Here is a 22,904-nt window from a genome sequence, read left to right on the forward strand (position 1 = left end):
TTCGTTCGTTGCGGGCGCGCCCCCCACCCTGCCCGCGGTTCTAGGCTGGATCGGTGAACCCACGCACTCCCACCGAGCAGGGCCTCGCCGGCGGCCTGTACGCCTTCTCCGCATACCTGCTGTGGGGCGTGCTACCGCTGTACTTCCTGTTGCTCGCGCCCGTGGGGGCGTTCGAGATCGTGGCGTGGCGGATCCTGTTGTCACTGGTCTTCTGTGCGCTCCTGATCGCGGTGACGCGTTCGTGGCGACGCCTCGGCGCGATCCTGCGCCGGGGCCGGCTCGTCGCCCTCACGGTGCTCGCCGGCATCCTGATCTACGTCAACTGGCAGACGTATCTCATCGGCACTCTGAGCGGTCACGTCATCGAGACGAGCCTCGGGTACTTCATCAATCCGATCGTGACGGTCCTGCTGGGCGTGCTCGTGCTGCGCGAGCGGCTGCGTCCGACGCAGTGGGTCGCGATCGGGCTCGCCACCGCCGCGGTCGTCGTGATCGTGATCGGGTACGGCGCCATGCCCTGGATCGCCCTCATCCTCGCGTTCTCGTTCGGCTTCTACGGACTCGTGAAGAAGAAGATCGGCCCCTCCGTGGATGCGGTGAGCGGGCTCACCCTGGAATCGCTCTGGCTCACCCCTCTCGCCCTCGTGCAGCTCGTCGTCGTGGCTCTGACGACGGGGCTGGGTTTCGCTTCCGCCGGGGCGGGCACCACGGTGGCGCTGGCGCTGGCGGGGGTCGTGACGGCCGTTCCCTTGCTGCTGTTCGCCGCCGGCGCCCGCCGGGCGCCGTTGACGCTGCTCGGCATCGTCCAGTTCGTCGCGCCGGTGCTGCAGTTCCTCATCGGATGGTGGGTGCTGGGCGAGCCGATGACGGCGGGACGCTGGGCGGGCTTCGCGCTCGTGTGGGCGGCGCTGATCCTGCTCAGCGCGGATTCGATCATCGCCTCGCGTCGTGCGCGCAGGGGCGCAGGATTGCAGAACGCTCCGTCCGACGTGGCCGAATTGACGTAATGCGTCGAAAAGCGGCGTGATTCATAACGATTTCGTCGCGAAAGGGTGCGAGGACTGTGCGCGACGCGCGCCTACAACACACTCGTAACAATGCGCGGCTAGCTTCTGGCGCAACGCGGCGTCCAGGTCGCGCATTGAAGAGTGAAAGGACGGAACCAGATGGTTCACTCCAAGAAGGCGTGGTTTGCCGCGACCGCCCTCGCGGGCGTCTCGGCGCTTGCGCTCGTCGGGTGTGCCGGCGGGGGCGAAGCAGCGCCCTCCGGCAGCTCAGACGCAGGTGGCGACTACACGGCGCAGAATTGCGCCGACGGCACCACGAGCGCTGACATCCTCAAGGTCGGCACCCTGCTGCCCACCACGGGAACCCTGGCGTTCCTCGGCCCGCCCGAGATCGCCGGTGTCGGCCTGGCTGTCGACGACATCGTCGCCGCGGGCGACAAGGCATGTACGTTCTGGACCGACTCCGGTGACAGCAACGACATGACCGTGTCCTCCGCTTCGGCCGACGAGCTCATCAACGCGAAGGTCTCGATCGTGATCGGCGCCGCATCCTCCTCGGTGTCGCTGAACGTCGTCGACAAGCTCACCAAGAGCGCGAGCCCGATCGTGCAGATCTCGCCCGCGAACACGGCGGCTTCCCTCTCGGGCTACTCCGACTTCTACTTCCGCACCGCTCCGCCGGACACGGTGCAGGGTTCCGCGCTGGGTCAGCTCATCACGAGCGACGGCAACGCGAACATCGCGTTCCTCGTCTTCAACGACGCGTACGGCACGGGCCTGCGCGACGTGATCGAGGAGACGGTCACCGGTGCGGGCGGATCGGTCACGTACGGGGCCAAGGGTGCGGGTCAGGAGTTCCCTCCCGGCCAGACCACGTTCTCGTCCGAGGTGACGGCGGCTCTGGCCACCAACCCCGACGCGATCGTGATCATCGCCTTCGATGAGACCAAGGCGATCATCCCCGAGCTCGTGTCGCAGGGCTGGGACATGTCCCGCACCTACTACACGGACGGCAACACGTCGGACTTCTCGAAGGACTTCGAGGCCGGAACGCTCGAGGGCGCGCAGGGCACGATCCCCGGCGCGAACCCCGCTGAGGACTTCAAGAAGAAGGCCTCCGCGTGGCACGAGTCGGTCGAGGGTTCGGCCCTGGACGACTACTCGTACTCGGCCGAGTCGTACGACGCCGTCATCCTCTCGGCCCTCGCGGCCCTGAAGGGCGGCGCGACCGACCCCGCCACCATCCAGGCGAACCTGGCCGCCGTGTCCGGTGCGACGGGCGGCGAGGAGTGCTCGACGTACGCGGACTGCAAGGAGCTCATCGCCGGCGGTAAGGACATCCACTACACGGGTGTCGCCGGCACGGGACCGTTCAACGACAAGAACGACCCCTCGAGCGCCTTCATCGGCATCTACAAGTTCGACGGTGACAACAAGCCCGTCTGGCAGAGCGCTGTCGAGGGCAAGTCTTGATCTGACTGCTCATCCCCACGAACGCCCCCGGGTCCGCCCGGGGGCGTTCGTGCGTGCGCGGGCGGGCCCGTCCCCTCCTTCCTCCCCGCGCCGCGCGTTCCACCCCCTGCTCGCCTGTCACAGATCGACGCGTTCGCGTCGATCTGTGACAGGCGAGCAGAGCAGACCCGGCGCGGAGAGGGAAGGGCGCGAGGAGGGGGAGAGGGCGCGGAGAGGGAAGGGCGCGAGGAGGGGGAGGGGCGCGGAGAGGGAACGGGGCGCGGAAAGGGGAAGGGGGCGGATGCGGGTGCATCCGCCCCCTTCGGAGCGTGCCGGCGGCGTGGGGCGCCGCGCGGGTCTCAGGCCTTGCCGGCGTCGGGCTCCACGCCCGGGTCCGACATGGGCTCGGCTCCCGGCGGCAGGTCTTCCGCCGCGCTCGAGCCGGCGGTCACCGACGTCGGAACCTGCTCATCGGGGCTCACCGTGCCCGCGGGAGCCGGCTCCGCGGTCGCGGATGCGACCGGGGCAGCGGATGCGGACGCGGATTTGTCGGCATCCACGTCGGCTGCGAGCGTGCCGAGGTAGAGCTGGATGACCTTCGGGTCGTTGGCGAGCTCGCGTCCCGTGCCCGTGTATGCGTCGCGTCCCTGGTCGAGCACGTACGCGCGGTCGCAGATCTGCAGGCAGCGTCGCGCATTCTGCTCGACCATGATCACGCTCACCCCCGCCTTGTTGATGCGGCGGGTGCGGATGAACGTCTCATCCTGTCGAACGGGCGACAGGCCGGCCGAGGGCTCGTCGAGCAGCAGCACCGAGGGGTCCATCATGAGCGCGCGCGCCATCGCGACGGACTGGCGCTCGCCGCCCGACAGAGAACCGGCGCGCTGATCGCGACGGTCGGCGAGCACCGGGAAGATCTCGAAGATCTTGTCGAGCTGCTCCCGGAACTTGCGCGGCTTCTGGTAGATCCCCATCTGCAGGTTCTCCTCGATCGTCAGCGAGGGGAACACGTTGTTCGTCTGCGGCACGAAGCCCACGCCGGTCGAGACCAGCTTGTTCGGCTTCCAGCCGGTGATGTCGGTTCCCTTCAGCGTGACGGAGCCGCCACGGATAGAGACCTGACCGAACACCGCCTTGAGGAACGTCGACTTTCCGGCGCCGTTGGGGCCGATGATGCCGATGAGCTCACCCGGGTGGGCGACGATGTTCACGCCGTTGAGGATGTTGACCCCCGGCAGATAGCCGGCGTGCAGGTCCTTCGCGACGAGGACCGGTTCGGTCGCGTTCGTCATGAACGGTGCTCCTTTCCGAGCGCCTCGTCGATCTGCCGCTCGGCCGCCGCGTCCGCGGCCTCCGCCTCGGCTTCGAGCTGTTGGATGACCGAGGTGTCGAGCAGGGAGTCGTCACCGAGGTCGGTGTCGTGGTGCGCACCGAGGTACGCGTCCACGACCGCCTGCTGATTCATGACCTCGCCTGCCGGGCCCTCGGCGACGATGGCGCCCTGCGCCATCACCACAACCCAATCGGAGATGTGACGCACCATGTGCATGTCGTGCTCGACGAACAGCACCGTGGTGCCGTCGTCACGCAGGGCCTGGATGTGGCCCAGCAGCGACTGCGTGAGTGCGGGGTTCACCCCCGCCATGGGCTCGTCGAGCATGATCATCTTCGGGTCGCTCATGAGCGCACGCGCCATCTCGAGCAGCTTCTTCTGTCCGCCCGAGAGGGAGCCCGCGAGATCTTCCCTCTTCTCGTACAGCTTGAAGCGCTGCAGGAGATCCATGGCCTTCTCGGTGATCTCCTTCTCCCGCTTGCGCCAGAGCGCGGGGATGAGGGCGACGGCCATGTTCTCGCCGGGCTGGTCGCGGGCGCCGAGCAACATGTTGTCGAGCACCGTCATGCGTGAGAGGGCTTTCGTGAGCTGGAAGGTGCGCACCATGCCGCTGCGGGCGACCTTGGATGCGGCCGTGCTGCCGAGAGTGCGGCCGTCGAACGACCATCTGGCCGCCTTGTCGGCGGGCGGGCCCCCGAAGGCGCGCTTCGCGCTCGTCGGCTTGTCGAAGCCGGTGATGAGGTTGAAGAACGTCGTCTTGCCCGCGCCGTTGGGGCCGATGAGCGCCGTGATGGCGCCACGCTGCACCTCGAGGTGATCGACGTCGACGGCCGTCATGCCGCCGAACCGGCGGATGATGTTGTCGACGACGAGGATCGGGTCGGGCTTGGGCGCGCCGGGCGTCTGCGCGACACGCGACAGGCTCTCCTGTGCGGCCGCCTGGGCCGCCGTGATCGGCTCAGACATTGAAGCTCAGCTCCTTCTTGCTGCCGAGGATGCCCTGTGGTCGGAAGATCACCAGGAGCATCAGCGCGATGCCGATCACGATCCACGAGAACTGATCGGTCTGCTGGGTGGACATGATCGAGTCGGGCACGACGATGTCGGTGACCCCCTGGATGAAGATGCGCACCGCGAAGAACAGGATCGAGCCCAGCACGGGTCCGAAGATGGTCGCGGCGCCGCCCAGCAGGAGCGCGGTCCAGATGAAGAACGTCGTGGAGCGTCCCAGTGCGTCCGGCTGGACCGAGGACGGGAGGACGTAGATGATGCCGGCGAAGGCGCCGAGCACGCCGCCGAGCACCAGTGCCTGCATCTTGTAGGAGTAGGCGCTCTTGCCGAGGCTGCGCACCGCATCCTCGTCCTCACGGATGCCCTTGAGCACACGTCCCCACGGGCTGCGCATGAGCAGCCACACCAGGACCAGGAAGATCGCCACCAGCGCCCAGGCCACGAGGCGGATCCACCATCCGCTCACGCCGTTGTTCTCGTACGTGAACCAGAGGATGGTGGTGGAGCCGTCCGGCAGGAACGACAGCTCGTTGAACGGGTCGCGGTAGGTCGCACCGGGGAGGCCGTTCGAGCCGCCGGTGATGGGACCCATGATCGAGGAGCGTCCGACCATGCGTACGATCTCGGCGGCCGAGATCGTGACGATGGCGAGGTAGTCGCCGCGCAGTTTCAGCGTGGGGATACCGAGGATGAGGCTGAAGATGACGACCACGATGATCGCGATCAGCAACGACGGCCAGAATCCGAGGCCCGCGCCGATCGACACGGCGAATCCGTAGGCGCCGAGCAGCATGAAGCCGGCCTGGCCCATGTTGAGCAGACCCGTATAGCCGAAGTGGATGTTCAGGCCGATCGCGGCGATGGCGAAGGCGGCCGTCGCGGGCGAGATGGCGCTTGCCGCCATCTGCGTGAGCAGGTTCAGGAATTCCATGTGTCAGCCCACCCGTTCCTTGCGACCGAACAGACCCTGCGGTCGCACCAGCAGCAGCAGGATCAGCAGCAGCAGGGCGGTCGCGTACTTGAAGTCGCCCGGCAGCCAGATGTTCGTCAACTCGACCGTCATGCCGATGATGAGGGCGCCGAAGAGGGCGCCGAAGGCGGTTCCGAGACCGCCGAGGGTCACCGCGGAGAAGAGCAGGAGCAGCAGCTGCATGCCCGTCATCCAGTTGATGCCGTTGAGAACGAGACCGAGCAGGATGCCGGCGAGGCCCGCCAGTGCTGCGGATGCGGTCCAGATCAGGCGGATCACACCGTCGACGTTGATGCCGGATGCGGCGGCCAGTGCCGGGTTGTCGCTCACGGCGCGGGTGGCGCGTCCGACGCGGGTCTTGACCAGGAAGAGGCCGACTGCGACGAGGACGACGACGGCGATGCCCATCGCGATCAGCGAGTCCTGGCTGAGTGAGACCGGACCGATCTGCACCGGCTTCGGGTTGGCCATCACGATGCGCACGGTCGACGCGCCGATGAAGAACTGGAACACGTACTGCAGTGCCAGCGACATACCGATCGTCACGATCATGAGCTGCGTCAGCGAGAGCCTCTTCTTGCGCAGCGGTTTCCAGATGGCGAGATCCTGCGTGTAGCCGAACGCGGCGCACAGGACGATGACGATGAGGCCGGCGAGCCAGATGTTGAGCCCCAGCAGGTTCGCGAAGACGAACGCGAGGAGACCGCCGAGGGTCACGAGCTCGCCGTGGGCGAAGTTCGAGATGCCGGTCGTGCCGTAGATCAGAGAGAGACCCACTGCGGCGAGTGCGAGGAGCAGTCCGAGTCGGAGGCCGGACGCCGCCTGCTGAGCGAGACGGTCCCAGTTGAATCCGGTGTCCGCGCTCGCGCTGCCGCCGGAGGTGCCACCGCCGTTGCCCGTGTCGCCGCCCGAGCTCTCGAGCGAGAACAGTGCGGCGGTGTTGGCGCCGAGTGTCACGCTCCGAACCTGCGGCTCGTCGCTTCTCAGGGTGACGCGATCGGGGAGCGTGTCGGCGTCGACCGTGACCGAGTACTCACCGGGCTGCTCGACGCTCAGCGACCAGCGGCCGTCGTCGTCGGTCTCGGTGGAGACGGTGCCGCCGGGGCCGGTGGCCGAGACCACGACTCCCTTGCCGGCGTCGCGCAGCGTGCCGGAGATGCAGCCGACGGTGGCGCTGGGGGCGCAGACCTCGGTCTGCATCGCGCTCTCGTCATCGGTCGTCTCGGCGTGAGCCGCGGTGGGGATAAAGGTCAGCAGCGCGACGATGAGCGCGGCGAAGAGGAGAAGAATCCCGGGTAGGGATCGTCTCTCGGTCGCAGTGGTGGAAACCACGGAACCTCCAGTCGGGGACACGCACCCAGGATGCGGTCGGCATCGGCAATGACGACGACGCTACGAGCGTATTGTGTCCGTCGTGTTTCAGCGAGGACACGCCCCGGCCACGATCGCCTCGTCGACGGATTCCGTCACCGGGTGCCGTCTGAGCCTACGTAATCCGCAATCGGCCGTCCCGCCGTCCCTCGCCCCTGTGGAGAGGCAGGAGCTCGCGGACGGGGGCGCGCGAGAGGGGATGCGGGAACAATCCGCATCCGTGGCCGCTTACAATCGACAGACGACGGGAAACCCTCGCTCCGGCCAGGATCGGCCGGGCTGAGAGGCCTGCTCCCGCGTCTGACGTCTAAGGCGACCCGCCGCATCCGCGAGTGCCGGCGGGGGAGGAGAGCGCGATGGAAAACCACGACCCGTTCGGCTTCGTCGGACTGACCTACGACGACATCCTGCTGCTTCCCGGGCACACCGATGTCATCCCCAGCGAGGCCGACACCTCATCGCGCGTGACCCGCCGCATCACGGTGGCGACACCGTTGATCTCGGCCGCGATGGACACCGTGACCGAGGCGCGCATGGCGATCGCGATCGCCCGCGAGGGCGGCCTCGGCATCCTGCACCGCAATGCCTCCATCGCCGATCAGGCCGCGATGGTCGACCGCGTCAAGCGCAGCGAGTCGGGCATGATCTCCGATCCCGTCACCACCACCCCCGACGCCACGGTGGAAGAGGTCGACGCCCTCTGCGCCCAGTACCGCATCTCGGGTCTGCCCGTCGTCGACGAGGAGGGGCATCTCGTCGGCATCATCACGAACCGCGACATGCGTTTCGTCTCCGGCTTCGAGCGCCGCACGACCTACGTCCGCGACGTGATGACGAGCGAGAACCTCATCACCGCTCCCGTCGGCGTCAGCGCCGGCGATGTGATCGCCGCGTTCGCGAAGCACCGGGTCGAGAAGCTGCCTCTGATCGATGAGGAGGGCAAGCTCGCCGGCCTCATCACGATCAAGGACTTCGACAAGAGCGAGAAGTATCCGCTCGCGACGAAGGACGACCAAGGACGCCTGCGCGTCGGCGCCGCCATCGGCTTCTTCGGCGACGCCTGGGAGCGCGCCGAGGCGCTGCGCGACGCCGGCGTGGACGTGCTCGTCGTCGACACCGCCAACGGGCAGTCGGCAGGGGTCATCGACATGGTCCGTCGCATCAAGGCCGATCCCTCCTTCGCGGACATCGACGTGATCGGCGGCAACGTCGCGACGCGCGAGGGCGCACAGGCGCTCATCGACGCCGGCGTGGATGCGGTCAAGGTCGGCGTCGGTCCGGGCTCGATCTGCACGACCCGCATCGTCGCGGGCGTCGGCGTGCCGCAGGTCACGGCGATCTGGGAGGCCTTCCAGGCCGCCCGCGAGGCCGGCGTGCCGGTGATCGCCGACGGCGGTCTGCAGTACTCGGGTGACATCGCGAAGGCCCTCGTCGCGGGCGCAGACACCGTGATGCTGGGGTCGCTCCTCGCCGGCACCGACGAGTCGCCGGGCGAGATCGTGTTCCAGGGCGGCAAGCAGTTCAAGCTGTACCGCGGCATGGGATCGCTGGGTGCGCTGCAGACGCGCGGCAAGAAGACCTCGTACTCCAAGGACCGCTACTTCCAGGCGGATGTCCCGAACGACGACAAGCTGATCCCCGAGGGCATCGAGGGTCAGGTCGCCTACCGCGGGCCGCTGTCCGCTGTGGCCTACCAGCTCGTGGGAGGTCTGCGGCAGTCGATGTTCTACGTCGGTGCGCGCACCGTCGAGGAGCTCAAGGCCAAGGGCCGCTTCGTGCGGATCACCCCGGCAGGTCTCAAGGAGTCGCACCCGCACGACGTGCAGATCGTGGTCGAGGCCCCCAACTACAAGCGCTGATCGAACGCGCTCGGAACGCCGCATCCCGACGGGGTGCGGCGTTTCGCTTGCCGACGCTACGCTGACGCTCGTGATCCGGCGACGTCAGCACCCCGAGGCGACCGTCTCGACGCGGCGGCTCGAGGCCTACACCGATGGCGTGTTCGCGATCGCGGCGACCCTGCTGGTGCTGGATCTCACCGCCCGCACCTTCGACGGGGTGCGCTCCGACGCCGACCTGTGGGCGGCGCTGGCCGGAATGTCGCAGCCGTTCTTCACCTTCCTGGTCAGCTTCCTCATCCTGAGCCTGATGTGGCGGGCACACGTCGAGCAGTTCGAGCACATCTCCCGGATCGACACCCTCGGCACGTGGATCAACTCGGCGCGGCTGTTCTTCATCGTGCTCGTGCCGTTCACGTCCACCATCAACAACGAGTTCGCCGACTTGGTGCTCGGGCGCATGCTGCTGCCGATCAACTTCCTCCTGGCGATCGGATGCAGCTGGGCGCAGTGGGCGTGGGCGATGCACACCCGCGACCGGTCGATGCCCGACTTCCCGCTCTCCGAGGCCCGCATCCAGGGCGGCGGAGCGCTCAGTGCCCTGATCATCTCCGCCGGTGTCGTCGCCCTCAGCCCGCTGGCCGGCTCGCTCGCCTTCCTGCTGTTCCTCGCCGACGGTCCGCTCACGCGCCTGCTGTCGCGCTCGCGTGCCACGGCGGAACGCGGCGGGCCGCCGCCGGACGGCGCCGCCGCCGCGTGACGGCGCGACCGAACTCCTGCAGCAGCGCCCGGTTCCCCGTGATCGATGCCGGACGGGCGCAGTTTGCAGGAGTTCGGTCCGCGCTCAGACGCCGACGCCGACGCCGACCTCGCCGCGAGCGGATGCGGATGCGGCGGGCGTCTCGGTCGTCGGCCGCGCCGAGCGGCCGGCAGGCAGCCAGAGGGCCGCGACGGCGGCGGCGACCAGCACGGCGGCCCCGACGTAGACGGCGGGCCGGGCCGCATCTACGTAGGCGTCGGGCAGGAGCTGACCGCCCGCGCCCACGAAGATCGCGGTCATGACGGCGGTGCCCAGCGCGACGCCGATCTCGCGAAGGGTCGAGTTCACTCCGGACGCCTTGGCGTGATCGACGAGCCCCAGCGTGGCGAGCAGCGCCGTCGCCGAGGGGGCGAACACGAGTCCCATGCCGATTCCGGCGAGCAGGAACGGTGCGATCAGCGAGGGGTAGTCGAGCGACATCGACAGGATCGTGGCGATCCAGGTGAGCGCCACGGCCTGGAGGGCGAGTCCTGCGACCATGAGCGCACGCGTGCCGATGCGTCCCGAGAAGATGCCCGCGAGCGGCGCGACGAACATCGGGGCGATGGTCCACGGCGTGGTCTGCAGCGCGGCTTCGAGCGGAGACGAGCCCTGTACGACCTGCATGTACTGGATGAGCAGGAAGACCGCGCCGAAGGTGCCGAAGCTGAACGCGAAGCCCACGATGTTGGTCAGCGTGAACGAGCGGTCGCGATAGAGCCGGAGCGGCATGAGCGGAGCCTTCACGCGCGACTGCCAGACGAGGAAGAACACGATGAGGGCGGCGGCCGCGGCGATCTCGGCGACGACGGATGCGGAGCCCCATCCGTCGTCGTTGCCGCGGACGATCGCGTGGACGAGAGCGAGCACCCCCACGCCCGACACGAGTGTGCCGACGACGTCGATGCGCGCGCGCTCGCCGCGGTCGTTGCGGAGCGAGGCGAGGGCGAGGGGGATCGCGACGATGGCGACGGGCACGTTCAGCCAGAAGATGGCCTGCCAGTTCCAGCCCTCCATGACGGCACCGCCCACGAGTGGCCCGACGGCGACGCCGAGTCCGGAGACTCCGCCCCAGATTCCGATGGCGAGCGGGCGTCGCTGCGGGGACACTCCGCCGGAGAGCAGGGCGAGGGAGAGGGGGAGGACGCCCGCGCCGCCGAAGCCCTGGACGGCTCTGGCGACGATGAGCTGCGTCGGGTCTGTGCTGAGGGCCGCGAGCACCGATCCGATCCCGAAGACCGCGATTCCGACGAGGAAGACGGACCGCCGGCCGAGCCGGTCGCCGAGGGCGGCGGCCAGAAGGATCGTCGAAGCGAAGGCGAGCGTGTACGCATTGACGAACCACTGCAACTGCTCGACGCTCGCGCCGAGCTCGGTGTGGAGGACGGGCAGGGCATTGGTCATGACGAGGTTGTCGAGCGTCGCCATGAACATCGGAAGGGATGTCGCGGCGACGACGAGGGCGAACGGGCGTGAGGGACTCGACATGGAGAGTCGTCCTTTCCTGTTGTAATCGAATGATTACTAAGCTGAGGCGACTGTAGTTATCGACTGATAACATGTCAACATGGCCTCCGGAACGATGACGTCCAAGAAGCGCTTGAGTTCGGACGAGCGCCGGGCGCTGATCCTCACGGCGGCGATCGCCGTGTTCGGCGCCAAGGGGTATGTCGGCACGACGACGGATGACATCGCGCGTGCGGCGGACGTCTCGCAGCCCTATGTCGTGAGGTTGTTCGGCACGAAGGAACAGCTCTTCCTCGCCGCGCTGGATGAGACGCTCCGGCTGTTGTTCGAGGCCTTCGAGCGCGCGGCGGGCGAGGGCCTCGACGATGAGATCGAGGCGCGGATGGGCCACGAATACATCGGTCTGCTCAGTGTGCGAGGTCTTCATCAGACCCTCTCGCACGCGTTCCTCCTCGGCTCCCACCCGGTCATCGGTCCGCGGGCGCGTGACGGCTTCGCGCGGGTGTGGGCGTACCTGCGCGATCTGGGCTTCCCGGCGGAGCGGGCGCAGGCGTTCCTGGCGCAGGGGATGATGCTGAACACGATGATCGGTCTGCGACTCGCCGACGCGGCCGAGGTCGATCCGCGGATCACCGACCTGTTCTCGGCGTGCTTCCCCACGGAGAAGGCCACCGTGCTCGCCCTCGCCCCGCGCGTGGACGAGCCGTGGTGACGTCCGCGGTGGCGGCTAGGCTGGTGGGGTGAGCATGGACATCGAGATCGGCCGCGCCAAGCGGGCCCGGCGCGCATACACCTTCGACGACATCGCCGTGGTCCCCTCGCGTCGTACGCGCAACCCGGAGGACGTCTCGACCTCCTGGACGATCGACGCCTTCTCGTTCGACATCCCGGTGCTCGGTGCTCCCATGGACTCCGTCGTGAGTCCCCGCACCGCGATCATGCTCGGCCAGCTGGGCGGACTGGGCGTGCTCGATCTCGAGGGCCTGTGGACGCGCTACGACGACCCGGAGCCCCTGTTGGCAGAGATCGCGACGCTCTCGTCCGTCGACGCGACGCGCCGGATGCAGGAGCTGTACGCAGAGCCGATCAAGCCCGAGCTCGTGCGTGACCGACTCGCGGAGATCCGTGCCGCGGGTGTGACGGTGGCGGGCTCGCTGACACCGCAGCGCACGCAGGATCTGTACGAGACCGTCGTCGCCGCCGGCGTCGACCTCTTCGTCATCCGCGGCACGACCGTCTCGGCCGAGCACGTGTCCTCCGTCGACCAGCCGCTGAACCTCAAGAAGTTCATCTACGACCTCGACGTCCCCGTCATCGTCGGCGGAGCGGCCACGTACACCGCGGCGCTGCACCTCATGCGCACGGGTGCGGCGGGTGTGCTGGTCGGCTTCGGCGGGGGCGCGGCCTCGACCACCCGCGCGACCCTCGGCATCCACGCTCCGATGGCCACCGCGGTCTCCGACGTCGCCGGCGCGCGCCGCGACTATCTGGACGAGTCCGGCGGCCGTTACGTCCACGTGATCGCCGACGGCGGCGTGGGTACGTCGGGAGACATCGTCAAGGCTCTCGCCATGGGCGCCGACGCCGTCATGCTCGGTGTCGCGCTCGCCCGGGCGACGGATGCGCCGGGCCAGGGCTTCCACTGGGGCCCGGAGGCGCACCACACCAAGCTGCCGCGCGGCAACCGCGTCAAGGTCGAGCAGGTCGCCTCGCTCGAAGAGGTGCTCTACGGGCCGGCACCGGTCGCCGACGGCACCGCGAACCTGATCGGGGCGCTGCGCAAGTCGATGGCCACCACGGGATACTCTGACCTCAAGGAGTTCCAGCGGGTCGAGGTCGTCGTCGCGCCCTACGGACGCTGAGGTCGGCCGTTCCATCGTGAGCTCACCCGCATCCGACGATCTTCCCGAGGTCTTCCCGCCCACCCTGCGGGAGGTCATGCTGCGCGGTCGATGGATCGCGATGCTGCTGCTGTGCCTCGCCGTCGCGGCGGTGTTCGCGTGGCTCGGCCAATGGCAGCTCGCGCGAGCGATCGACACGGCGCCGCGGGAGGAGGGTGCGACCGAGCAGGTCATGCCGATCCGGGACGTCGCGGTTCCGGGGGAGTACCTGACCGATCCGCTCATCGGTCAGCGCGTCGAGGTCAGCGGCACCCTCGTGCCGAGCGACTTCGTCGTGGTCGCCTCGCGGTACAACGGCGGCGTCGAGGGATACTGGGTCACCGCGCACCTGCGCGCCGTCGATCCGGATGCGTCGCTGGCGGTCGCCGTGGGCTGGGCCGCTTCGCGGGACGACGCGGATGCGGTCGCCGAGGCGCTGGCGAGGAGCACCGACCCGAACGAGGCCGTCACGCTCACGGGGCGGATCGTCGCCGATGAGGGGCCGGTGCCGCCGCCCAAGAGCGATCCGTGGGAGATCACGCGGATGTCGCCCGCCGCGCTGCTGAGCCGCTGGCAGGACATCGGCGACACCGACGTCTACCGGCAGTTCGTCGTGGCGGACGACCCGATGGGCGGCCTCGCCGACATCGACTCACCCGCACCGGATGCGGGCTCCTCCGTCAACTGGCTCAACATCTTCTACGCCGCCGAGTGGGTGATCTTCGCCGGCTTCGCCTTCTACCTCTGGTACCGCCTCGCGAAGGATGCGTGGGAGAAGGAGCTCGAAGAGCTCGAGGAGCTCGAAGGCCCCCAGCCCGTCGACGCCTGAGCTTCGCCGGGCTCGGGCGAGCCCTCTGCCGCCCGACTAGACTGGACCCATGCCCGCCCCGAAACTCGCCACCTTCCCGGCGATCCGCAAGGCGCTGCGGTTCTACCAGATCTGCTCCGTGATCACCGGCATCGGCCTGCTTCTGCTGGTCACCGAGATGATCCTGAAGTACACGCCGTCGCTCGCGGTCGAGCTCTTCCTCGGCGGATCGGGCGGATTCCTGTGGTTCGCACCCGTCGTGCCGGGTCCCGAGGGCGACCTGATCTCCACCGGCGACGGCGTCAACCTGTCGCTCGGTATCCTCATCGTGCACGGCTGGTTCTACGTCGTCTACCTCATCGCCTGCTTCCGTGTGTGGAGCCTCATGCGGTGGCCGCTCTGGCGTCTGCTGCTGCTCGCCGCGGGCGGCGTCGTGCCCTTCCTCTCCTTCGTCATGGAGGCGATCGTCGCCCGTGACGTCAAGCGCTACCTCGCGGTCCGTGAAGCCGCCGAGGCTCACCCCGCATCCGCCGACGTGACAGAGAGCAGCCGTTGACCGAGCAGACCGATACCTCCCAGCGCCCCGTCCTGGTCGTCGACTTCGGCGCCCAGTACGCGCAGTTGATCGCCCGCCGCGTGCGCGAAGCCGGCGTCTACAGCGAGATCGTGCCGCACACCGCAACCGCCGCCGACATCGCGGCGAAGAACCCGGTGGGCATCATCCTCTCCGGTGGGCCGTCGTCGGTGTACGAGGACGGCGCGCCCGCGCTGGACACCGAGGTCTTCGATCTCGGTGTTCCCACGCTCGGCATCTGCTACGGCTTCCAGGTCATGGCGCAGGCGCTCGGCGGCGAGGTCGCGAACACGGGGCTGCGCGAGTACGGCGCGACCGATGCGACGATCGTCACCGAGGGGACCCTGCTCGACGGCACCCCGGCCGAGCAGAACGTCTGGATGAGCCACGGCGACCAGGTCTCCCGTGCGCCCGAGGGCTTCGACGTGCTCGCGCGCACCGCGGCGACGCCGGTCGCCGCCTTCGCGAACGATGAGCGTCGCTTCTACGGCGTGCAATGGCACCCCGAGGTCAAGCACTCCGACTACGGCCAGACCGTGCTCGAGAACTTCCTCCACAAGGCCGCGGGCCTGGGTGCCGACTGGAACAGCGGCAACGTCATCGCCGAGCAGGTCGAGAAGATCCGTGCGCAGGTGGGCGAGGGTCGGGTCATCTCGGCGCTGTCCGGCGGTGTCGACTCCGCGGTGTCGACGGCGCTCGTGCACAAGGCCGTGGGCGACAAGCTCACGGCGATCTTCGTCGATCACGGACTGCTGCGAAAGGGCGAGCGCGAGCAAGTCGAGAACGACTACGTCGCCTCGACCGGTGTGCGCCTGATCACCATCGACGCGCGCGAGCAGTTCCTCTCCGCCCTCGAGGGCGTGAGCGACCCCGAGCAGAAGCGGAAGATCATCGGGCGCGAGTTCATCCGCGCGTTCGAGGCGGCCGAGCGTGACCTCGTCGCCGAGGCGGCGGCCGATGGTGAGCCGATCCGCTTCCTCGTGCAGGGCACGCTCTATCCCGACGTCGTGGAGTCGGGCGGCGGGGCGGGCACGGCCAACATCAAGAGCCACCACAACGTGGGCGGTCTGCCGGAAGACCTGCAGTTCGAGCTCATCGAGCCGCTGCGCACGCTGTTCAAGGACGAGGTGCGCCAGATCGGCCGCGATCTCGGCCTTCCGGAGGCGATCGTGGCACGCCAGCCCTTTCCGGGCCCCGGCCTCGGGATCCGCATCGTGGGTGAGGTCACCGCTGACCGTCTCGAGATTCTGCGGGACGCCGACGCCATCGCGCGTGCGGAGCTGACCAAGGCGGGCCTGGACGGCGAGATCTGGCAGTGCCCGGTCGTGCTGCTGGCCGATGTGCGCTCGGTCGGTGTCCAGGGCGACGGACGCACGTACGGGCATCCGATCGTGCTGCGCCCCGTCTCCAGTGAGGACGCCATGACGGCGGACTGGACGCGTCTGCCGTACGACGTGCTGTCGAAGATCTCGAACCGGATCACGAACGAGGTGCGCGACGTCAACCGCGTGGTTCTCGACGTCACGTCGAAGCCCCCGGGGACCATCGAGTGGGAGTGAGCTCGGGGCCGGTCATCGGCTCCGCTTTGGCGCCCCGCACCCCCGTGAACAGGCTGTTCGGGGCGTTCGGGCGGTGAACGAGGCGCTCGGGGGTGACGCAGTACCGCTCGAGGGCGTGACCACGCTCGTGCTCACGTCGCGGCTGATCCCCGGGCTCGACGGCGGCTACACGGTCGCGACGCTCCAGCGCGCGCGGCTCCTCGCCGACGCGGGAGCCCAGGTCCACCTGCTCAGCGTCGACCCCGGAACGCCGACCGACCACGCGGCTCACCGAGAGGCGTTCGTCGCCGCCGGCGCCGCCGCATCCGTCGATGCGTTCCGCAACCTCTTCGACGACGCCGCAGCCGATCCCCGGTGGCTGTTCGACGCCGCGACACCGGGGGCGTCCACACCCGGTGTCGCGTACCGAGAGATCCCGGATGCGGCGGGCCGGCCGCTCCTTGCGCTGCCGGTGATCGCCGGCGACCCCGACTGGCACCTCACGAAGGCCGCGGTCGTCGTGCACGCGCCCGACGGAGACCGCATCCTGTCGGGGTTCGGCGGGCTCTACCTCGCGTGGCTCGCCCACGTGGTCGCCGGGCTCGCGCAGCCGATCGTCCTGGTCTGCGAGTCGCGTCAGCTCGGCGAACTGCTCGCGACGGATCCGCCGCACGGGGTCAGGATCGTCCACACGATCCACACCACGCACCTCTCATCGCCCTACGGTCCGGATGCACCGGTCAACGATCTCTGGCGCCGGTGGTTCGCCGTCGCGGACCGTTTCGACGCCGTTCTCTGGCCGACCGCACAGCAGCGCGCCGATGCCGAAGAGCGGTTCGGTGCGCATCCGGGGGCGACCGTGCTGCCGAACGCAGCGCCTTCCGCCGTCGATGATCCGTCACCGGCCGACCCGCACCGCGTCGTCCTGCTCGGGCGTCTCGCACCGGGCAAGCGCATCGATCACGCCATCCGGGCATGGAGTCGCGTCATCGCCGCCGTGCCGGGTGCGCGGCTCGAGATCTGGGGGGACGGGGCGCTCCGCGACGATCTGCAGCGCCTGATCGATGAGCGCGGGCTGGCCGCATCCGTCACGCTCGAGGGGCGCAGTGATGCGGGTCCGGCGCTGTTCGACGGTGCGGCGCTCATGGTGCAGACGACGGCGTTCGAGGGGCAGGGACTCGCGGCGCTCGAGGCCATGAGCCGCGGCGTTCCGGTGGTGTCGTACGACGTGCGTTACGGTCCGCGCGACCAGCTCGCCACGGGTGGCGGCGTGCTCGTACCCGACGGCGACGAGAGGGCGTTCGCGGATGCGGTCGTCGAGCTGCTGCAGAACCCGGGCGCACGCGAGCGCGCGGCGCGGATCGCGCTCGAGCGTGCCGCCGACTTCGCACCCTCGCGCATCCGCGACGACCTCGCCGCCCTCGTCCGCCGCATCCTCGCGACACGCTGACCCGTCCCGGTCGTCGCGGCGCCCTCCGCGGGCTCCCACACCCCGCCTCGCCTGTCACAGATCGACGCGCGCGGCGCGATCTGTGACAGGCGAGCCGGGTCATCGCCTGTTCCCCGGCCACAGATCGACGCGGATGGGGCGATCTGTGACAGGCGAAGAGAGCCGCCAACGACGAAGGGCCGCCCCGAGGGGCGGCCCTTCGATGCGCGGAAGCGCTAGTTGTTGCCTCGAAGGATCGCGATCATGCGCAGGATCTCCAGGTACAGCCAGACCACCGTCACCATGATGCCGAAGCCGCCCATCCAGGCGAACTGGCGGGGAGCGCCGTTGCGGACGCCCTGCTGGATCGAGTCGAAGTCGAGCACCAGCGAGTAGGCGGCGAGGATCACGACGAAGACGCCGAGGATCAGGCCGAGCGGAACGCCGAAGATCAGCTGGCTGCGCAGGCCGAACATCTGGCCCGCGGGGAAGACGCCGAAGAGCATCAGCACGACGTTCAGCAGGCTGAACACGAGGTAGCCGACCATCGCGATCAGGAAGATCTTGGTGGCGCGCTTGGAGGCGCGGATCTTGCCGCTCGCGAAGAGGGCCAGGGTCACGCCGACGACGGCGACCGTCGCGAGGGTCGCCTGAATGACGATGCCGGGCCACTGCACCTCGAAGAACGCCGAGATCGCGCCGACGAAGATTCCCTCGAACGCGGCGTACGCGAAGATGAGCGCGGGGCGCACCTTCTTGCGCGAGCCGAAGATCACCACGAGCGAGAGCACGAAGCCGACGAGGGCGCCGATGATCATCGGCGCGACGACGAGCGTGGTGGCCTCACGCGGCAGCAGTGTGCCGCCGAGGGTGACGAACCAACCGGCCACGGCGCCGATCAGGAGCACGGCGAAAAGGGCCGCCGTCTTGTGGACGGTGTCCTCGACCGTCATGCGTCCGGTGTCGGCGGCGCCGGCCGGCGGGGCGGCGAACGCGCCCTCGAGGCCGGCCTGCTGACCGGGCGTCACCGTCGACGCGGGGGGCGGGGTCAGACCGATCCCCGCCGCGTTGGAGCCCCCGGGGTAGCTCTTCACGGCACGCGGGTCCTGGAATGCAGGGTTGTTGAACGCGGGGTTGGACGAAGCCATCGGCAGGGTCACACTCCAGTGTCAGGTGGCGGCACGGTGCCGCAGCACCCACGATATCCCAGTGTTTCCGCGGGTGGGGAGGGTATCGCTGTGAGTGAACTTTGAGCCGGACACGAGCACGTCGCTGTCGGCATGCGCGTCGAGCGGATGCCGTTAGCCTGGGCGCGATGTCTCCTCTCGTGATCGGCCACCGCGGTGCGCCCGGCTATCTGCCCGAGCACACCCGTTCGTCCTACGAGCTCGCCATCGCGCAGGGCGTCGATGCGCTGGAGCCGGATGTGGTGGCCACGCGCGACGGCGTGCTGGTGATCCGACACGAGAACGAGATCTCCGACACCACGGATGTCGCCGACCGAGCCGAGTTCGCCCACCTGAAGCGCACGAAGCAGTTCGCCGGCCACTCGATGACCGGCTGGTTCACCGAGGACTTCACGTGGGACGAGCTGTCCACCCTGCGCTGTCGTGAGCGACTGCCCCGCATCCGACCGCTGAGCGCGACGCGCGACGACTCGGAGCCGATGCTGCGACTGGTCGATCTCCTCGAGATCATCGGCGCGGCAGCGCGCCCGATCGGCCTCGTCTTGGAGATCAAGCACGCCGCCTACTTCCAGGCGATCGGGCTCGATCTCGTTCCGCTCCTCGAACGCGACCTCGCACAGGCGGGGTGGCTGGATGCAGGAGCGCCCCTGATCTTCGAGTCCTTCGAGCCGACCGTGCTCACCACGCTCCGCGAACGCGGCGTTCCCGGCACCTACATCCACCTGATCGAGGCCGAGGGCTCGCCCGTCGACCTGCTCGTCGCCCGCGGTGTCGACGCGCCGACCTACCGCGACATCGTCTCGCCGCGCGGACTCGACGCGCTCGTGGGCAGCTTCGACGGCGTCAGCCTCGACAAGAAGCTGATCCTCGTGCCCAACGCCCTGGGCCGCATCACGCGTCCCGCCCCCGTGGTGTCCGAAGCCCAGGAACGCGGTCTGCGCGTGTTCACCTGGACGGCTCGACCGGAGAACCGCTTCCTGTCGCGGCAGTTCCGCGTCGGCGGCGACCCGGCGCGTTTCGGCGACTACGAGGGCGAGTGGGACCTGCTGCGCCAGGCGGGGCTCGACGGGGTCTTCGTCGATCACGCCGATCTCGGAGTCGCCTTCTTTCGCTGACACGCGTGCGGGCGGCTCCGACCGCCCCCTAGTGTCGAACCATGACCTCGACCGGCATCGTCGCGAGTGACGTCACCCGTTCCTTCGGTTCCGTGCAGGCGGTGAGGGGTGCCACGTTCGTCGCCGAGCCGGGGCGCGTGACCGGACTCGTCGGACCGAACGGGGCGGGCAAGACCACGCTGCTGCTCATGCTCGCGTCGCTGCTGCGTCCCGATTCCGGCACGATCAGCATCCACGGCATCGACCCCGTCGAGGATCCGGCGGCGGCGCGGAGCGTGCTCGGCTGGATGCCGGACGCGCTGGGCGCGTGGGGTGCGCTGACGGCGCGCGAGACGCTCGTCATGACCGGGCGCCTCTACGGGATGACGAAGGCGGATGCGGGCGCGCGCGCCGACGCCCTCCTCGACCACGTCGGTCTCCGCCCGCTCGCGGGCGCACCGGCCCGTGTGCTCTCTCGCGGGCAGAAGCAGCGCCTCGGTCTCGCCCGCGCCCTGGTGCACGACCCGCAGGTGCTTCTTCTCGACGAGCCGGCATCCGGATTGGATCCGCAGGCGCGCATCGATCTGCGCCGGCTGCTGCGCGGTTTCGCCGCTGCGGGGCGGACCGTCCTCGTCTCCAGCCACGTGCTCGCCGAACTCGAGGAACTCGTCGACGACGCCGTCTTCCTCCGCGACGGCACCTCGGTCGCCGCGCCGAGCGCCTCGGCCGCGGTGCGCCCGTGGCGGCTGCGCGTGTGGGGGGAGCCGCCGACACCCGTCGCGTTCGCCGCGGCGCTCGGGCGTCGCCCACAGGACATCGGTCGAGACCGGGACGCCTTCGTCGTCGGCTTCGCCGGAGAGGCGGAGGCCGCCCATGGGCTTCGGGCGATCCTGGATGCCGGCATCGCCGTGACCGAGTTCGCGCCGGCGGTCGGCCGCCTCGAACAGGCGTTCATGGATCTCTCCGGCCCGGCGAGCGATCGCCCCGCATCCGAGGAGGAGGGCGCATGAACGCGTCGAGACTGTGGACGATCACCGTCCTGGAGCTGACCCAGCGGATGCGGTCGGTGGCCTGGTACGTGCTGCTGGGCGTCTTCGCCGTGATCCTGCTCGGCGTGACCGTCCTCTCCTTCCTGGCCTTCGGGATGTGGTCGGGTACTGAAGGACCCGGCGGCGCGATCTACTCGGTCATCGTCTACATGGTCATGCTCCTGGTGCTGCTGGTCGCCCCGACGGTCGCGGGCAACGCGGTGAACGGCGACCGGGAATCCGCGACGCTCGCCGCCGTTCAGGTGACACGGGCCACCACGGCCGAGATCGTGTTCGGGAAGCTCCTCGCGGCCTGGATCACCGGTCTCGCGTTCCTCGCCGTCGCCGTCCCGTTCCTCATCGCCGCGACCGTCGCCGGCGGCGTCGCGCCCGCATCCCTCGCGGTGTCGCTGCTCGTGCTGATCCTGGAGATCGCGATCTTCGCCGCGATCGGCGTGGGACTCAGTGCGCTGCTGGCGCGTCCGCTGTTCTCCGTCGCGTCGACCTACCTGGTCATGGCCGCCTTCGTGGTGGGCACACTCATCGTGTTCGGCCTCGGCGGCATCTCCACGCGCACCGAGGTGACCACCTCATCCCGATGGGGCACGGAGTACGACATGAGCGGCAATGTCGTCTCGTGCAGCCCATGGGAGACGTACACGACCGAGGTGCCGCGCTTCGACCGGGTGTGGTGGGTTCTCGCCGCCAACCCATTCGTCGTGATCGCCGACGCGACCCCGACGGTGTACGACCGCAACGGGTACACGCAGGACCTTTTCGGCCAGATCGCCTCGGGTGTCCGCCTGGCGCAGATCCCGCCGGAGACCGAGGTGCGCAACGACGGCTGCGAGTACCCGGAGCAGCCCTACCCGAGCACCGAGGAGCAGACCGCGGGCCTCGCTCCCAGCTGGTTCGTGGGCCTCGGCGTGCAACTGGTGGTCGCGGGCCTGCTGTTCTGGGGCGGCTACCGCCGCACGCGGACGCCGGCGCGGTCGCTGCCCCCGGGCACGCGCGTCGCCTGAGCGACGTCCGCCCGCGCGGATGCGGCAGGCTGGAGTCGTGCGCGGATGGGGTGAGTGGGCGGAGCGCCGCCAGGTCGTGCTCTATCTGGCCGCCATCGCTCTCGGCGTCGTCGTCGGGCTGACGGCGCCCTCGAGCGCCCCGACGCTCGAAGCGGCCGTCACCCCCGCGCTGGGGGTCCTCCTGTACGCCACGTTCCTCGCGGTGCCCTTCGCGCGCATCGGACGGGCGCTGCGCGACGGGCGTTTCCTCGTGGCCGTCTTCGGGTTGAACTTCGTGCTCGTGCCGATCATCGTCTTCGCCCTGTCGCGCGTCGTCGCGCACGATGCTGCCCTGCTCGCGGGAGTGCTGCTCGTGCTGCTGACCCCCTGCGTGGACTACGTGATCGTGTTCGCCCACCTGGCCGGCGGGGCGCGGGAACGCCTGCTGGCTGCGACGCCGCTGCTCATGCTCGCGCAGCTCGTGCTGTTGCCGGGCTATCTCTGGGTCATGGCGGGTACCGCGCTGGTCGGCGGGATCGAGCCCGGCCCGTTCGTCGAGGCGTTCCTGTTGCTCATCGTCCTCCCGCTCGCGCTCGCCGCCCTCACCCAGCTGCTCGCGCGTACTGTGCGACCCGTCCGCATCCTCGAGACCGGTGTGCTCGGTGCGATGGTCCCGCTGATGATGCTCGTGCTCGCGGTCGTCGTGGGCTCGCAGGTGCACGCGGTGGGGGAGCGCCTCGCCAGTCTTGTGACCCTCGTGCCGCTGTTCGTCGCGTTCGCCGCCATCGCCGCCGTCCTGGGGCTGCTCGTGGCGAAGATCGCTCGGATGCGGCGTCCCGAACGGATCGCGACGATGTTCAGCGGGGTGACGCGCAACTCCCTCGTGGTCCTTCCGCTCGCGCTGGCGCTGCCCGCATCCCTGTCGCTCGCGCCGCTGGTGGTCGTGACGCAGACCCTCGTCGAGCTCGTCGTGATGGTCGTCCTCGTGGCGCTGTTCCGGCCGCGAGCGGTCCGCGCGCACTGACCGCGACGGATTTCGCACGGTCGTCGTGCTGGTGCGGATGGGGTTCGGCGTGCTCGGATGAGAGCAGCGGCACGCCGCGCCCCCACCGCCCCG

Annotated in this window: 19 protein-coding genes and 1 pseudogene; 14 read left to right on the forward strand and 6 right to left on the reverse strand. The window is 69.2% G+C overall.

Going from position 1 to position 22,904, the window contains the following annotated elements; all coding sequences use genetic code 11:
* The first annotated feature begins 53 nt into the window (after positions 1–53).
* Together rarD and EHF32_RS00120 are read left to right on the forward strand one after the other, a co-directional pair.
* The gene (rarD, locus tag EHF32_RS00115; protein WP_137416232.1) at positions 54–1,007 is read left to right on the forward strand and encodes an EamA family transporter RarD; all 954 of its coding nucleotides are present in this window, start codon (positions 54–56) and stop codon (positions 1,005–1,007) included.
* 159 nt (positions 1,008–1,166) lie between these two features.
* Positions 1,167–2,480 carry an ABC transporter substrate-binding protein gene (locus tag EHF32_RS00120; RefSeq protein WP_137416233.1) on the forward strand — a complete coding sequence of 438 codons (1,314 nt, stop codon included), beginning with the start codon at positions 1,167–1,169 and terminating at the stop codon, positions 2,478–2,480.
* 521 nt (positions 2,481–3,001) lie between these two features.
* On the opposite strand, the pseudogene EHF32_RS00130 reads toward EHF32_RS00120, so the two are convergent.
* The 4 genes and pseudogenes from EHF32_RS00130 to EHF32_RS00145 form a co-directional block, all read right to left on the reverse strand.
* Positions 3,002–3,751: pseudogene (locus EHF32_RS00130) on the reverse strand (ABC transporter ATP-binding protein); the annotation flags it as partial.
* Complete coding sequence (locus EHF32_RS00135) at positions 3,748–4,758, reverse strand: ABC transporter ATP-binding protein (RefSeq protein WP_137416234.1); 1,011 nt, start codon at positions 4,756–4,758, stop codon at positions 3,748–3,750. The gene EHF32_RS00135 and the pseudogene EHF32_RS00130, both read right to left, overlap by 4 nt.
* Positions 4,751–5,734 carry a branched-chain amino acid ABC transporter permease gene (locus EHF32_RS00140; RefSeq protein ID WP_137416235.1) on the reverse strand — a complete coding sequence of 328 codons (984 nt, stop codon included), beginning with the start codon at positions 5,732–5,734 and terminating at the stop codon, positions 4,751–4,753. The genes EHF32_RS00135 and EHF32_RS00140 overlap by 8 nt, the downstream gene beginning before the upstream one ends.
* 3 nt (positions 5,735–5,737) lie before the next feature.
* Entirely contained in the window at positions 5,738–7,105 is a 1,368-nt protein-coding gene (locus tag EHF32_RS00145) for a branched-chain amino acid ABC transporter permease (RefSeq protein WP_238343748.1), read from the reverse strand.
* Positions 7,106–7,500: 395 nt separating this feature from the next.
* Between EHF32_RS00145 and guaB the strand changes: the two genes are divergently transcribed.
* Positions 7,501–9,003, forward strand: coding sequence for an IMP dehydrogenase (guaB, locus tag EHF32_RS00150; RefSeq protein WP_137416236.1), 1,503 nt, complete (start codon positions 7,501–7,503; stop codon positions 9,001–9,003).
* 70 nt (positions 9,004–9,073) lie between these two features.
* Positions 9,074–9,742: a TMEM175 family protein gene (locus EHF32_RS00155; protein ID WP_137416237.1), complete on the forward strand. Its 669-nt coding sequence runs from the start codon at positions 9,074–9,076 to the stop codon at positions 9,740–9,742.
* 84 nt (positions 9,743–9,826) lie between these two features.
* Here the strand turns inward: EHF32_RS00155 and EHF32_RS00160 are convergent, their stop codons facing one another.
* Complete coding sequence (locus EHF32_RS00160) at positions 9,827–11,269, reverse strand: MFS transporter (RefSeq protein ID WP_137416238.1); 1,443 nt, start codon at positions 11,267–11,269, stop codon at positions 9,827–9,829.
* A gap of 79 nt (positions 11,270–11,348) precedes the next feature.
* Here EHF32_RS00160 and EHF32_RS00165 point away from each other — a divergent pair, with 79 nt between their 5' ends.
* The 6 genes from EHF32_RS00165 to EHF32_RS00190 all read left to right on the forward strand — a co-directional run bounded on the left by EHF32_RS00165 (position 11,349) and on the right by EHF32_RS00190 (position 17,498).
* Complete coding sequence (locus EHF32_RS00165) at positions 11,349–11,960, forward strand: TetR/AcrR family transcriptional regulator (protein WP_137416239.1); 612 nt, start codon at positions 11,349–11,351, stop codon at positions 11,958–11,960.
* Between the two features lie 34 nt (positions 11,961–11,994).
* A complete protein-coding gene (locus EHF32_RS00170; protein ID WP_137419048.1) occupies positions 11,995–13,110 on the forward strand; it encodes a GuaB3 family IMP dehydrogenase-related protein in 1,116 nt (371 codons plus the stop codon).
* A 13-nt stretch (positions 13,111–13,123) separates the two neighbouring features.
* On the forward strand, positions 13,124–13,957 hold the full coding sequence (locus EHF32_RS00175; protein ID WP_238343860.1) for an SURF1 family protein: 834 nt from the start codon (positions 13,124–13,126) through the stop codon (positions 13,955–13,957).
* A gap of 49 nt (positions 13,958–14,006) precedes the next feature.
* Complete coding sequence (locus tag EHF32_RS00180; RefSeq protein WP_137416240.1) at positions 14,007–14,492, forward strand: DUF3817 domain-containing protein; 486 nt, start codon at positions 14,007–14,009, stop codon at positions 14,490–14,492.
* A complete protein-coding gene (gene guaA, locus EHF32_RS00185) occupies positions 14,489–16,069 on the forward strand; it encodes a glutamine-hydrolyzing GMP synthase (RefSeq protein ID WP_137416241.1) in 1,581 nt (526 codons plus the stop codon). The genes EHF32_RS00180 and guaA overlap by 4 nt, the downstream gene beginning before the upstream one ends.
* A 73-nt stretch (positions 16,070–16,142) precedes the next feature.
* The gene (locus EHF32_RS00190) at positions 16,143–17,498 is read left to right on the forward strand and encodes a glycosyltransferase (protein ID WP_192900662.1); all 1,356 of its coding nucleotides are present in this window, start codon (positions 16,143–16,145) and stop codon (positions 17,496–17,498) included.
* A 215-nt stretch (positions 17,499–17,713) separates the two neighbouring features.
* Here EHF32_RS00190 and EHF32_RS00195 read toward each other — a convergent pair whose 3' ends face one another.
* The gene (locus tag EHF32_RS00195) at positions 17,714–18,625 is read right to left on the reverse strand and encodes a Bax inhibitor-1/YccA family protein (RefSeq protein ID WP_137416242.1); all 912 of its coding nucleotides are present in this window, start codon (positions 18,623–18,625) and stop codon (positions 17,714–17,716) included.
* A 167-nt stretch (positions 18,626–18,792) separates the two neighbouring features.
* Between EHF32_RS00195 and EHF32_RS00200 the strand changes: the two genes are divergently transcribed.
* The 4 genes from EHF32_RS00200 to EHF32_RS00215 are packed head-to-tail and all read left to right on the forward strand — an operon-like array spanning position 18,793 to position 22,811.
* Positions 18,793–19,779 carry a glycerophosphodiester phosphodiesterase family protein gene (locus EHF32_RS00200; RefSeq protein WP_137416243.1) on the forward strand — a complete coding sequence of 329 codons (987 nt, stop codon included), beginning with the start codon at positions 18,793–18,795 and terminating at the stop codon, positions 19,777–19,779.
* Between the two features lie 41 nt (positions 19,780–19,820).
* Positions 19,821–20,768: an ABC transporter ATP-binding protein gene (locus EHF32_RS00205; RefSeq protein WP_137416244.1), complete on the forward strand. Its 948-nt coding sequence runs from the start codon at positions 19,821–19,823 to the stop codon at positions 20,766–20,768.
* Complete coding sequence (locus tag EHF32_RS00210) at positions 20,765–21,808, forward strand: ABC transporter permease (RefSeq protein WP_137416245.1); 1,044 nt, start codon at positions 20,765–20,767, stop codon at positions 21,806–21,808. The genes EHF32_RS00205 and EHF32_RS00210 overlap by 4 nt, the downstream gene beginning before the upstream one ends.
* A 37-nt stretch (positions 21,809–21,845) precedes the next feature.
* On the forward strand, positions 21,846–22,811 hold the full coding sequence (locus EHF32_RS00215; RefSeq protein ID WP_238343749.1) for a bile acid:sodium symporter: 966 nt from the start codon (positions 21,846–21,848) through the stop codon (positions 22,809–22,811).
* Positions 22,812–22,904: the final 93 nt, after the last annotated feature.

The sequence above is a fragment of the Microbacterium sp. RG1 genome (assembly GCF_005347485.1).
Lineage (GTDB): Bacteria > Actinomycetota > Actinomycetes > Actinomycetales > Microbacteriaceae > Microbacterium > Microbacterium binotii_A.

Excerpts from the sequence above, each read along its gene's own strand:
- EHF32_RS00165 (WP_137416239.1), top strand. The coding sequence starts at position 11,349 with ATGGCCTCCGGAACGATGACGTCCAAGAAGCGCTTGAGTTCGGACGAG.
- EHF32_RS00160 (WP_137416238.1), bottom strand. The coding sequence starts at position 11,269 with ATGTCGAGTCCCTCACGCCCGTTCGCCCTCGTCGTCGCCGCGACATCC.
- EHF32_RS00170 (WP_137419048.1), top strand. The coding sequence starts at position 11,995 with ATGGACATCGAGATCGGCCGCGCCAAGCGGGCCCGGCGCGCATACACC.
- EHF32_RS00140 (WP_137416235.1), bottom strand. The coding sequence starts at position 5,734 with ATGGAATTCCTGAACCTGCTCACGCAGATGGCGGCAAGCGCCATCTCG.
- EHF32_RS00200 (WP_137416243.1), top strand. The coding sequence starts at position 18,793 with ATGTCTCCTCTCGTGATCGGCCACCGCGGTGCGCCCGGCTATCTGCCC.
- EHF32_RS00205 (WP_137416244.1), top strand. The coding sequence starts at position 19,821 with ATGACCTCGACCGGCATCGTCGCGAGTGACGTCACCCGTTCCTTCGGT.
- EHF32_RS00180 (WP_137416240.1), top strand. The coding sequence starts at position 14,007 with ATGCCCGCCCCGAAACTCGCCACCTTCCCGGCGATCCGCAAGGCGCTG.
- EHF32_RS00195 (WP_137416242.1), bottom strand. The coding sequence starts at position 18,625 with ATGGCTTCGTCCAACCCCGCGTTCAACAACCCTGCATTCCAGGACCCG.
- guaB (WP_137416236.1), top strand. The coding sequence starts at position 7,501 with ATGGAAAACCACGACCCGTTCGGCTTCGTCGGACTGACCTACGACGAC.
- EHF32_RS00120 (WP_137416233.1), top strand. The coding sequence starts at position 1,167 with ATGGTTCACTCCAAGAAGGCGTGGTTTGCCGCGACCGCCCTCGCGGGC.
- EHF32_RS00135 (WP_137416234.1), bottom strand. The coding sequence starts at position 4,758 with ATGTCTGAGCCGATCACGGCGGCCCAGGCGGCCGCACAGGAGAGCCTG.
- EHF32_RS00210 (WP_137416245.1), top strand. The coding sequence starts at position 20,765 with ATGAACGCGTCGAGACTGTGGACGATCACCGTCCTGGAGCTGACCCAG.